Origin of the sequence: Streptomyces filipinensis (assembly GCF_014649495.1) — a bacterium.
Lineage (GTDB): Bacteria > Actinomycetota > Actinomycetes > Streptomycetales > Streptomycetaceae > Streptomyces > Streptomyces filipinensis.
On record NZ_BMTD01000035.1, the window covers coordinates 44,989 to 56,977 of the forward strand.

9 protein-coding genes and 2 pseudogenes are annotated in these 11,989 nt (G+C 69.4%); 8 read left to right on the forward strand and 3 right to left on the reverse strand.

The features are described 5' to 3' along the window. Nucleotides 1-5 precede the first annotated feature (5 nt). The 6 genes and pseudogenes from IE244_RS40305 to IE244_RS40330 all read left to right on the forward strand — a co-directional run bounded on the left by IE244_RS40305 (nt 6) and on the right by IE244_RS40330 (nt 6,889). Complete coding sequence (locus IE244_RS40305) at nt 6-212, forward strand: hypothetical protein (protein WP_191878554.1); 207 nt, start codon at nt 6-8, stop codon at nt 210-212. 39 nt (nt 213-251) lie between these two features. Further along, entirely contained in the window at nt 252-710 is a 459-nt protein-coding gene (locus tag IE244_RS40310; RefSeq protein WP_191878539.1) for a TadE family protein, read from the forward strand. Then, complete coding sequence (locus tag IE244_RS40315) at nt 707-1,180, forward strand: TadE/TadG family type IV pilus assembly protein (RefSeq protein WP_191878540.1); 474 nt, start codon at nt 707-709, stop codon at nt 1,178-1,180. Before IE244_RS40310 ends, IE244_RS40315 begins: the two co-directional genes overlap by 4 nt. A 4-nt stretch (nt 1,181-1,184) precedes the next feature. Next, nucleotides 1,185-1,682, forward strand: a complete 498-nt coding sequence (locus IE244_RS40320) for a TadE/TadG family type IV pilus assembly protein (RefSeq protein ID WP_229854844.1) — start codon at nt 1,185-1,187, stop codon at nt 1,680-1,682. Nucleotides 1,683-1,713: 31 nt separating this feature from the next. Beyond that, nucleotides 1,714-5,124, forward strand: a complete 3,411-nt coding sequence (locus tag IE244_RS40325) for a LysM peptidoglycan-binding domain-containing protein (RefSeq protein WP_191878541.1) — start codon at nt 1,714-1,716, stop codon at nt 5,122-5,124. Nucleotides 5,125-5,766: 642 nt separating this feature from the next. Continuing rightward, nucleotides 5,767-6,889, forward strand: a pseudogene (locus IE244_RS40330) (IS630 family transposase). A 34-nt stretch (nt 6,890-6,923) separates the two neighbouring features. On the opposite strand, the gene IE244_RS40335 reads toward IE244_RS40330, so the two are convergent. Both IE244_RS40335 and IE244_RS40340 read right to left on the reverse strand, forming a co-directional pair. After that, the gene (locus tag IE244_RS40335) at nt 6,924-7,460 is read right to left on the reverse strand and encodes an SMI1/KNR4 family protein (protein WP_191878542.1); all 537 of its coding nucleotides are present in this window, start codon (nt 7,458-7,460) and stop codon (nt 6,924-6,926) included. Between the two features lie 283 nt (nt 7,461-7,743). Beyond that, nucleotides 7,744-8,532, reverse strand: coding sequence for a hypothetical protein (locus tag IE244_RS40340; RefSeq protein WP_191878543.1), 789 nt, complete (start codon nt 8,530-8,532; stop codon nt 7,744-7,746). Between the two features lie 898 nt (nt 8,533-9,430). Between IE244_RS40340 and IE244_RS40345 the strand changes: the two genes are divergently transcribed. Next, nucleotides 9,431-10,300, forward strand: coding sequence for an IS5 family transposase (locus tag IE244_RS40345; protein WP_191878544.1), 870 nt, complete (start codon nt 9,431-9,433; stop codon nt 10,298-10,300). 249 nt (nt 10,301-10,549) lie between these two features. On the opposite strand, the gene IE244_RS40350 is transcribed toward IE244_RS40345, so the two are convergent. Then, nucleotides 10,550-10,996 (reverse strand): hypothetical protein, encoded by a 447-nt coding sequence (locus IE244_RS40350; RefSeq protein WP_191878545.1) that lies wholly within the window; start codon nt 10,994-10,996, stop codon nt 10,550-10,552. A 360-nt stretch (nt 10,997-11,356) separates the two neighbouring features. Between IE244_RS40350 and IE244_RS42610 the strand changes: the two are divergent. Next, nucleotides 11,357-11,989: pseudogene (locus IE244_RS42610) on the forward strand (hypothetical protein); the annotation flags it as partial.

An 11,989-nucleotide genomic window follows, 5' to 3' on the forward strand; every position in this document is an offset into this window, starting at 1 on the left:
CCCGCATGACCAAGCTGGCCATCCGTCTGTCCCTGGCCGCCAAGGCCCACTGGGAGAACATCAAGGCCCACAGCCGCGGCGATCAGGACCGAGGCGACATCTCCATCACGACCATCATCATCTGGACCGCCGCCGTCGCCGGAGCCCTTGCCATCGCCGGGACGATCGCGGTCGTCGTCGTCAAGTACCAGGGCAAGCTCAGCGGAATCTGACAGGCACGGCGGACGGGAGCAGGCGGCGAAGGGGGTGCGGTGAAGAGCACGGCGGGCAACGACTCGCAGAGGGCCGAGGCCGGGCAGGCGGATCCGGAACAGGCCGAGGATCAAGTCCGGCGCCCCTGGGATCGGGGGGAGGCATCGATCCAGATGGCGATCGTGTTCCCGTTCGTCATCCTGATCACCGTCGCCGTGGTCCAGGCATCCATGTGGTTCTTCGCCCGGAACATCGCGCTCACCGCCGCCCGTGAAGGGGTCGCCGCAGCCCGCACCTACCAGGCTCCGGAAGGCGCGGGCGCGGCCCGGGCCCGGGAAACCCTGGACCGGATCGCCGGTGACAGCCTCGGGCAGGCCACGGTCAGCACCGCGGGCAGCAGCGCCACAGAGGTCCGCGTCACCGTCACCGGACAAGCCCCCTCACTGATTCCGGGCCTGTCGGGACTGAGCGTGTCCCAGTCGGCCGGTGCCCCACGCGAACGGTGGACCACCCCATGACCCACAGCCCGCCGCCGGCCACCACCAGGCGGAGCCGCCTGGGCGCACGGCTGCGCGAGGACCGGGGCAGCGAGTCCATCGCGGCCGCGATCGTCACCCCGCTGCTGCTCATGCTGCTCTGCCTGGCCATCGCGGGCGGCCGCATCGTCACCTCCGGCGCGAAAATCGACGCCGCCGCCGAAGACGCCGCCCGCGCCGCTTCCATCTCCCGCACCTACTCCGGCGCCCAGAGCGAAGCGTCCAGCGCCGCCGCACGCTCCCTCGCCGACCAGGGCATCCACTGCGCCTCGACCCACACCAGCGTCAACGCCTCCGGCCTGGCCGTACCGCTCGGCGACGTCGGAACCGTGACGGTCACCATCTCCTGCACCGTGCCCCTGTCCGACCTGCTGATCCCCGGGATCCCCGGATCCAAGACACTGACCAGCACCTTCACCTCGGTAGTGGACGCCTACCGCTCCAAGGGATAACCACATGCCCACACCGGACCCCGCCACCGCCCCGCCCGCCCCCAGCCTTTCCCCGGCGCCCGCCGCACCGCGGCGGGTACGGCGGAGCCTGCGCGACGACGAAGGCGGCATCGCGATCTATACCGCGATCGTCACCGTGGCCCTGCTGGGCATCATCGGACTCGCCATCGACGGCAGCGGGAAACTCCGCGCCACCGAACGCGCCGACTCCATCGCCATGGAGGCCGCCCGCGCCGCCGGGCAGGCCATCGACCCCGCCACCGCGATCACCGGCCAGCAGATCCGCGCCGACCCCGCGGCCGCCCAGGCCGCAGCCCAGGCCTACCTCGCACGCGCCGGCACCCAAGGCAGCACCGCCCTGTCCGGGGACGGAACCGAACTCACCGTCACCGTCCACGACACCTACGCCACCAAATTCCTGGCAGTCGCCGGGATCGGGTCCATGAACGTGACCGGCCACGGCACCGCCCGCCTCCTGCACGGCATCACCCAACCCCAGTAGCCCGCTGCACCCGCGCACGAAGGACCCGCCCATGAGCCAGCCCACCCCCGGCCACACCCCCCGGCCCCGCCCCGGGCGCGGGCGCGCCCAGACGGCGGCCGCCCTCACGCGCGGCCTGCTCTCCCTCACCGTCCTCGCCGCCCTCCTGGCCGGCCTGCCCGTCTTGCTGTGGTGGGCCACCGCCCAGGTCGGACCACCGGGCATCGCCGCCCTGGCGAACCTGCTGTCCACCGACGACTCCGGACAGGTCTTCCTGCTGCTCCTGGCCGCCGCCGGGTGGATCGGCTGGGCTCTCTTCGCGGTCGCGGTCCTACTGGAAGTCCCGGCCCAGCTGCGCGGGCGCAGCGCCCCGCAGATCCGGGGACTCGTCGGGCAGCGCACCGCCGCGGCACTCGTCGGGGCGGTCCTGCTGGCCCTGCCCGCCGGGACTGCCCTCGCCGCACCGGCCACCGCCTCACCCGCCCAGAACACACCGGTGAGCGCGAGCGCGGCCGCCGTACCCGGCACGGACAGTGCGGCCGCAGGCATCCGCGCGGATCCCGCAGCGGCCCAGGACACCGGGGGCGCGGTGACGCACACAGTGCGGGACGTGCGCCCGGCCGAGAGCCTGTGGTCGATCGCGGCAACCAGCCTGGGCGACGCCACCCGGTGGGAGGAGATCGCCGCCCTCAACGCGGGCCACACCATGACCGACGGCACGGTCTTCCACGCCGACCAGCCCATCCAGCCCGGATGGATCCTCACCCTCCCCCACGACGCCACCCCTCCCCCGCCCACGGGACACCGCGCCCAGGGCGAGCACGGCGACGCCGTCACCACCGCCCCGGCCCACGCAACCCAGTACAGCGTCCGGGCGGGAGACAACCTCACCTCCATCGCCGCCGAGCAGCTCGGGGACGCCAACCGGTACCCGGAGGTGTTCGAGCTGAACAAGGGCACGCCCCTGCCCGGCGGCGCCGGGACGTTCACCGACCCGAACCTGATCTACCCCGGCCAGCAGCTCACCCTCCCCCCGGCCCCCACTCCTGCCCCGCCGCAGTCGCAGCCCGGCAACGGCACCACCCCGCCCGCCGCACCGGCGTCACCCGCGCCCACCGTCAAGCCCGCCACCCCGCCGGCGGTGACACCCACCCCCGGCCCCACGGCGACGCCTTCGGCACCGAGCCCGGCAACCACCCCGGCATCCCCGAAGTCCCCGGGGGCTGCGGCGCCCTCGGCGGCCGCGAGCACCACCACGCCGACGACCCCGGCCAGCCCGAACCCCGGCCAGGTCCCCAAGCAGGCCACGCCGCCAGCCGCGACCAGCCCGTCCGCCTCCCCGGCCACCACGGCGGCGCCGGGCGCAGCCGAGGCCACCGCGACCTCGCACCGCGTGAACTGGGCGCTGGTCGCCGGGATCGGCACGCTCCTCGCCGCCTCCCTCGCCGGAGCGCTCGGAGTACGGCGGATCCTGCAACAGCGGGCCCGCCGCGCGGGCGAGACCATCGCCCAGGACGACGAACCCACCAACGTCGAGCAGGTCCTCGCCGCAGTCGCCGAACCGGAAGGCGTAGAACTCCTCGACCGCGTCCTGCGCGCCCTCGCCCACCATGCCGCCACCGACCACAGGGATCTGCCCGCGCTGCGCGGCGCACGGCTCTCCGCCGAGGGCGTGGCGCTGCTGCTGGACGAACCCGCCGACCCCGTCACTCCGTTCACCGCCGGCCCGGACACCCGCACCTGGGTCCTCGACAACAAGGCCGTCCTCCCCAGCGCCGACGACCTCGCCGACGTCCACGCCCCGTATCCCGGCCTGGTCACGCTCGGCGCCGACAGCACTGGTCTGCTGCTGGCCGACCTCACCACCTGCCGGATCCTGCTCCTGGACGGCAGCCCCGAGGAGGTCCTCGAAGTTGCCCGCGCCCTGGCCCTGGAGCTCGGGACGAGCGGGTGGACCGACTACGCCGAGATCCTGACCGCCGGACTCGGCAGCCGCCTGTCCGGACTACTCCCGCAGGGCCGGATCCGCACCATGCCCCACCTGGCGGCCGTCGCCACCGACCTCGGTGAACTCCTCGTGGAAGCCCACCAGTCCGGGGAGCAGGTCCTGCCCTGGCTGATGATCGGCGCTGGCGACCACACCGAGCAGGACCTCGCCCTCCTCGCCGACGCCATCGCCTCCGCCCGCGACCTGAAGACCGCTGTCGTCCTGCCCGCCACCCCGCATGCCCGCCTGGTGTTCCCGCACGCGGAAATCCTCGACGCCACCCGCGACCAGGACAGCGTCCTGGCCCCGCTGGAGACACCGGTCACCCTGCAGCGCGTGAGCGACGAGCAGTACCGGCAGTACGTCCACGCTCTGCAGGTCGCCGTCCAGGATGCCGCGCCGGCCACCGGAGCATGGGAGTTCGCCGAGAGCCACCAGCAGCCGGCCGCCTCGGGTCTGCCCCTGACCGTGCACGTCACCAGCAACGAAGCCCAGGACCCGGGCAACCCGTTCCCCTCACTCCTCGCCAGCCTCACAGGACCAGCCACCACCGACACCACGGACTCCGAAGCCAAGGCCGAGGACGACGCTGCCGCCGGTGACGCCGGTGGCCGTGAGGGAAGGGACCAGAGCCCAGCCGCCACGCCCGTGCCCGCGCCGCTTCCCCAGCAGACAGCCGGCCACACCCCCGGTACACGCCCGCAGCCGGGCCCGGCCGGAGCCGAGGGCACAGCCGACTCGGTCCGTATCGACATGCTCGGCACGCTGCGCATCACCGGCGGTACGGGATCCGCCCACGCACCACGCACCACCGCCGTCGCCGCCCTCATCCACCTCCGACCCGGCCGCAGCGCCGACTATCTGTGCACGGCCATCGACCCCGTCACCCCATGGTCGGTCCGCACCCTGCAGTCACGCCTCTCCGAACTCCGCGCCGAAATCGGCACCACCCCGGACGGGCTCACCCTGCTGCCCCGGCCCAAGAACGGCGCCTACACCTTCCACCCCTCGGTTACCTCCGACTGGCAGGAATTCCAGGACCTGGCCTCCCGCGGACTCGCAGCCGGCCCGCAGGCCGGCATCGCCGACCTCGAAGCGGCCATGGCCCTCGTACGCGGAAAGCCCTTCGACGGCCGCACCCTGCCCTGGGCCGACGCCGTCACCCAGGAAATGCTGGCCCGGATCACCGACACCGCCCACACCCTCGCCCGCTGGCACACCGACGGCGACAACCCTGACCTCGACGCCGCCCGTCGCACCGTCCTCCACGCCCTCGACATCGAGGAAACCTCTGAGGTCCTCTACCGCGACCTCCTGCACATCGAATGGGCCGCCGACAACCACCACGCCATCCGCAAAACGGTCGCCCGCCTCCAGCAGATGGCCCGCACCTACGACATCACCCTCGACGGCCCCACCGAAGACACGATCGACCGCGTCCTCGCACCCCGCGCCGCCCTCACCAAAACCCCCTGACCCGTCGCGACATGAGCGTGTGGCTTTGTCGTCGAGAGTCAGCAGCGTTTGTTGGCCACCGCTGAGAACGGTCCGTAGACGGTAGGAAGCGTGTTGTCGAGTTCTGGAAACGCACCGGTGCTTGCTTCTGGCTGTCTCGTGTGCTGGTCGGCTTGAAGGCTGTGGTCATGTCGTGGGCCAGGTGCCGAGTGCTCGGGCAAGCCGGTCGCTCTGCTCGTGGATGATTCCTTGAGCGAGGCGGGTTCCGCACCGCGGGCTGCCTGCCTCGTAGCATTTCAGGATGCCGGGGAGGTCCTGCTGGGTACCGGAAATCGGGGAGAGGGAGGCCAGGGCCCACCCAGCCGGCTCCCACCGGGGGCAGTAGGAGAGCATCTGCCAGTACGGGCGCGCTGTCATCGATGCCCACCTGGATGAGGGCATCGCCGATCAGTGCGGCTGCTCGTCGGACAGGTTCCTGTCGCCGAGGGCTGGGAGCAGGAGCAGCAGGCGGACGTGTTGCGCGTGGATCCCCGGGGCCTGTGGGTCGGGTGGTGCCAGCGATGTGCGTGAGCCCCCCGCTAGTGCTGTGACCGCATAGGTTCACCGGGTTGCTCGTTGTGCTGGTTGGAAGTTTTGACGCATCCAACCAGCAGGGGAGGCGGGATGGCACCACCGGTCAAGGTCCGGAGGCTGACGGAGCAGGAGGGGCGGAAGCTTCAGCAGACTTGTGCGGCGGGGCAGCACGAGCCCGGTGCGGTTTCGGCGGGCGATGATGCTTCTGGCCTCGGCCGGCGGCAGCACGGTCCCGGTGATCGCCCGGCTGGTCCAGGCGGACGAGGACACCGTCCGGGACGTGATCCACCGCTTCAACGAGATCGGGCTCGCATGCCTCAACCCTCAGTGGGCGGGAGGCCGTCCCCGCCTGCTGAGCAGTGACGACGAGGACTTCGTCATCCAGACGGCCACCACCCAGCCCACCGTGCTGGGCAAGCCCTTCACCCGCTGGTCGGTCCGCAAACTGGTCGATCACCTCCGCAGGAACATAGCCCGGCCCGTCCGGATCGGCCGCGAGGCCCTGCGGTGCTTACTGGCCCGCCGCGGGATCACCTTCCAGCGGACGAAGACCTGGAAGGAATCCCCGGACGCGGCCTTCGACGCCAAGCTCGCCCGGATCGAGTACGCGGTCAACGAGCGTCCGGACCGCACGTTCGCCTTCGACGAGTTCGGGCCCCTCGGCATCCGCCCCATCGCCGGCTCATGCTGGGCCGAACAGGGCCGCCCCGACCGGCTGCCTGCCACCTACCGCCGCACCCACGGCATCACCTACTTCCACGGTTGCTACTCCGTCGGCGACGACAAGCTGTGGGGCGTCAACCACAGACGCAAAGGCATCGACCACACCTGGGCCGCTCTGCGGTCGATCCGAGCAGCCCGCCCGGACGGCGGCCCGATCTACGTGATCCTCGACAACCTCTCCGCCCACCTGAATTGGAAGATCCGCAGGTGGGCGGCCAGGAACAAGGTCGAGCTGTGCTTCACACCCACCTACGCATCCTGGGCCAACCCCATCGAGGCTCACTTCGGGCCGCTGCGGCAGTTCACCCTCGCCAACTCCCACCATCCGAACCACACCGTCCAGACCCGGGCCCTGCACGCCTACCTGCGCTGGCGCAACCAGAACGCCCGCCACCCCGACGTCCTGGCCGCCCAACGACGCGAACGCGCACGCATCCGCAGCGAACGAGGTCTCCGCTGGGGCGGCAGGCCACTGCCGGCCGCAGCCTGATCGCCCGACCTGGCAACCCATCCCGGGCACAGCACTACATGTCGAAGGGTTCGTAGCTGGCGTCGCCTCCGGGCCAGGCGCGGTCCATGAACGGTGCCCGGTCGAGGCCGTCGAAGCAGCGCATCAGGAAGTCGGTGAAGGTGCCGCTGGTGCGGTACCACTCCGCGCATTCGCTGCCGACCACGATCTCCCAGTTGCCCGGATCTGGGTCGCTGGCCAGAAAGTAGTACTCGCTGCTGTGCTCGTCGTGGCCCCAGCGGATGAGCCCACCAGGGTCGGGGTGGAAGGGGAAGGGGTAGAGGTCCTCGCACCCTCTCCGTGCGTCGCGCCAGGCCTCCAGGGACCAGAAGTCCTCGAGTTCGGCAGGGGTCATGAGACCAGTCGGCCGGTCGAGGTGGAGGTACCCGTCGAGGGTTCCGGGCCCGTACACGTCCATGAAGGCCTTGTAGTCCGCGGGCAGCGTGACACCGAGGTGCTGTTCGGAGGCCTCCCAGACCTCTCGGCGCGGCCAGCCCCACGCCTCCTCCGGCTCCCCGAGCAGCGCCTGGAGGCGTTCCAATGCCGATGGCATGTTTTCCCTCGTCCCTGAGATGTGGCCGGCTGGGAACATCATCAGGCCTCCCTCTGACAACACCGAGCCGCCAGCGTCCTCAACCCGGCGAACCTTCCCGGTCACAGCACTAGGCCAGTTCGGGGCCCGCCCGGGGGCGTGACTCTGGGCCCGCGGTGGGGTTGTGGCATGCCAGCTATCCGTACGGTTCATGTGTGACGCATGGTCAGCGACTGCTGCCGGTGGGGTTCCTCGTCTCGGGTGCCGTCCGTGACGGGCGGGGATGGCGGGGGAGTGGCTGGTTTCACAGTCCGGCGAGGCCGGCGATGAGGTCGAACTGCGGGTCGACGTTGGCCTGCCCGAGGTTGCTGAAGATGCCGTTAGTGTCGATCCGGGTGGTGGCGATGAGTCCGTCCCTCCTGCGGTAGAACTGGAGTTCGCGGCCCAGGGGGTTGAGGTGCGTCCAATCGGGTTTCACCTGACCTGTTGCAAGGCCGGTGAAGATGCCGTTGACGCTGAGGCGCCCGGTGGCTATGACACCGTTGTCGGTTCTGTAAAAGAACAGTTCCCGACCGTGGGTGGTGATGTGCGTCCAGCCCGGGCTGAGGTTGCCCGTTGCCAGGCCACTGAAGCTTCCGTCGCCCTCAATGCGGCCTGTGGCGATGAGACCGTCAGAACGATAGAACAGAAGCTCGCGTCCGACGGCGTCGATGATGTTCCAGTCCTTGTTCACGCTGCCTTTCTGAAGGGCGGTGAAGGTGCCCTCGGAATCGACCCGGCCGGTGGCAGTCTCACCGCTGCCCGCGCGGTAGAAGAACAGATCATGTCCCAGGGGGGTGACATGGGTCCAGTGAGCGTCGAGCAGGATGTTGCTTTCGAGGGCGACGAAGTGTCCATCGTGAATCACACGGCCGGTGGCACTCACGCCGTCGCCGCTGCGGTAGAAGAACAGGTCCTGTTCGAGTGGCACGATGTGGGTCCAGCCGGTTTCGAGCCGGCCTTCCAGGAGGGCTGTGAACTTGCCGTCTGGGGCGAATTGGCTGGTGGCGATGTGCCCGTTGCTGGCTCTGTAGAAGAGCAGGTTCCCGGACAAGGTGTCTCCTTGATGGTCGGGGAGGTGTTCGTCTCCCGCACCACAAGAACCGCCGTCGAAAAACAGGCCGTGGAAGCGGGATAGGGAGGCATCGCCGCTACTGCCCGCGTGCGGGCAGCGCATACTGCAACTGCCTAATATCCGACGTTACTCTCCGCTCGCTGCGACGGCATTCCGACGCTTCCAGCCACTGACCGTATGCTGCCGCGCAGCACGACTACCCGCCGGACTCGTCCTCCTCCGTCTGATTCGCACCCACACCTCCTGCACCAGCACGTCCCGCTCGGCCCGGATCAGGCGGCGTTCCGTCTCCTGGCTCGGCGCCGGGACTCCGACGTAGTGATACGCCCCGGGGTCCCCAGTGGACGCAGTGGAGATCGACTGCAAGCGCCACGGCTGCCTGATCAACGCCCCCTCTGCAATGCCTGGAACGATGCCCTGTTGGACGTCGTCCGGCCGCGGCTGGACTGGCGGGCGGTGCGCGAGACTCGTCCGGGCCGCCGGTCTGTGCTCTCCTCCCTGACTTCGGTGACCCCGGACACGGACCGGGTCCTGCTGGCCGAGGTGGCCCTGGCTCCGCAGGTAAGAACTCGGTGCCGGCACACATCCCGTGAGTGCGACGGATGAGTCTCTTCGGGTCACTCCAGGATCAACCGGGCTGTTAGAGGTCGTTTTCGTCTGTCTCATCTCGTTATCGACTGATTCATGGATGGTCGGATCGTGGTGCGGGAGAGTCGGCAGGTGTGGCCGCGACCAATGGGGCCTGAGGGGTGACGAATGAGGCGAGGAGTTGCTCGTGCCTGTCTCATCCCAGGATGCCCGGCTATCGAAGGTGGGTGCTTCTGTCGTCATTCCTATGCGCCTGGGCGCACTCGGTCCGGCGCGGTACGCCGGAAGCATGGCGAAGCGACGTCCGTATCCGAGTGATCTGTCCGATGCCCGGTGGGAGTTGATCGAGCCGGTCCTCGCGGCCTGGCGCTTCGAGCGCCGGGGCCGGGCCCTGCACTTCGGCCGGCCGCCCGAGCACGACCTGCGCGACATCATGGACGCGATCTTGTATATCGACCGGACCGGGGTCCAGTGGCGCTACCTTCCGCACGACTTTCCGCACTGGAACACCGTCTACGGGTACTTCGCCAAATGGGCCGACGAGGGCGTGTTCGCCCAGCTCAACGGCATGCTCAGGCAGCTCCTGCGGGAGAAGGAGGGACGCGATGCCGAGCCTTCGGCCTGCATGATCGACGCCCAAAGCGTCAAGACCTCCACCAGCGTTCACGCCTCCGGCCAGGGCATCGACGCCGGCAAGAAGATCGTCGGCAGGAAGCGGAGCATCGTCACCGACACACTCGGCCTTCTCCTCGCGGTGCTGGTCACCGCGGCCAGCGTGCAGGACTCCGTAGCCGGCACCCGGCTTCTGGACCAGGTCGCCGCCGAACACCCCGGCATCCGAAAGGTGTGGGTCGACGGCGGCTACCGCCAGCACCTCGTCGAACACGCCGCCACCCTCGGCATCGACATGGAGATCACCGCCCGCAAGCCCGGGACCAGGGGTTTCACCCCGATCCCGAAGCGGTGGGCGGTTGAGCGAACCTACGGGTGGCTCATGCTCCACCGCCGCCTGGCCCGCGACTACGAGACCCTTCACACCCGCTCCGAAGCCGTGATCCACCTTGCCATGGCCGACCTCATGGCCCGCCGCATCACCAGCGAGAACGCCATCTCCTGGCGCGACCCGAAGAAGCCCACCAAACGGACCATCCCGGGATGAAACAACGGACGAAAACGATCTCTTAGCGTCGGGTCTTAATCGAGGGGGCGGAAGTGGGCCGCTAGGGCCAGCACCGGGCCGCCGCTGCGCGATACGCACAGAACCCTGTTCCTGGTTCTCGCCAACATTTCCGCAGCAGTCATCCCCGGTTGTTCCCGAAACCCGACAACAACCGTTTCCGGATGTGGCCTATGTAGCCAAGCGTGGGGGCTTGCCGACGGCAGGCCCCCACAACAGGTTCGGAAGAGGTCAGATCAACGCCGCTACCGCATGCCGGGCAGCAGCCAGAACCTCCGCGCGGGCCGCAGCCTCCCCTGCCGGCGGCCGGGTCACCCACTCCAGTCGCACCTCGGCGACCGCCGCACACACCGCGCGCACCTCCGCGGCCATCCCCTCAGAGAGAGGGGACCGGTCAGGCCCCGTCACCAGCGTCGGCCCGTAGAAGCCGTACGAGATCTCCATACCCCGCCACTGCGACGCCAGCACCCAGGCAGCCAGGTTCATGGGCAGCCCCTCAGCTGCCCCGTTGCCGGGCACATGAAAGTGCGCCTGCCGGTGGTAGATCGCCCGGTCCGCAGGTCCGCCAACCACGTCCCTCACCTGAGCCATGCGCGCAGCAACGTCATCCGCCCACGGCAGTACGACGACCGCCCCATCCACGTCGATCCGTAACGCCGTCCCCACGGTGACCTCCATGTCAGCCGACACCCCGAAACTGCCACCAGCGATCATTGCGCACTTGGCGGGCCGCCGGCTGGCCCGCCCGATCCGTAGAACTCCGGCGACGCCTGCTTACAGCGGGCGAAAGCGGCCGAAGGCCGCCTCGCCGTGAAGGCAGGGCCGCCTGTTGAGGGGAGCAAGGCGTCAGGAAGCGGACGGCTCAGCATTTGCGTAGGCGTCGTCGTAGTCCGCTACGGTCCCGCCGAACTGGATGCCGGCCAGGGCGACTCACGAATGGCACAACGCGGCACCAGGAGGTGCAATGGAATATCGGGGCGCGAAAATAACCGCGCCTGACTCTGTAAGCGCTCTGAGTCCGCATCCCTCGGAGGCGACATGGGCGACTTCAAGTCTGTTCAATCCGGAACGATAAAACTCGGAAGCTCCACTTGGCTATCGAAGCCCGCAGCATTAAGGAGTGCCGGCCCAGTTAGCTACCGGCTGCGGATGGTGATCGATTCGCAACCGGTCACCGACCTCGTCGTTCAACTATTCAAGCCCGGGACCAAGGGACAATTTGGAGACCCGGTAGGCGATCCCATACGTGTGGCGCTGAAGCCTGCCGCGGGCCAGCAGTCGTTTAACGAGCAGATCAACTGGCAGGCTCTACCGCCAGGGACGTACTACGTAGCGATCCGGACCGCGACGCCCCTGGCTCACGGGCAGACGAAGTCAGTACGGTTCGACCTCGCCAGTGACGCCCGGGAATCCGATACTGATCTCAGTGCCGCTCCACCGTCCCCGACTCCTGAGACGACGCCATTGATCGACGAAGGCCTCGGACCTGCAGGGTCTCGGCTGCCAGACTTCGATGAATCCAATGCTGACGGCGTGATAGATATACCGATCGATCCCGTGCCGCCGCAGCCACAACCCCCGCCCGAGCCGGACCCGCCGCCGCCGCCGCCCGAGCCACAACCCCCGCCCGAGCCGGACCCGCCGCCGCCGCCGCCCGAGCCACAACCCCCG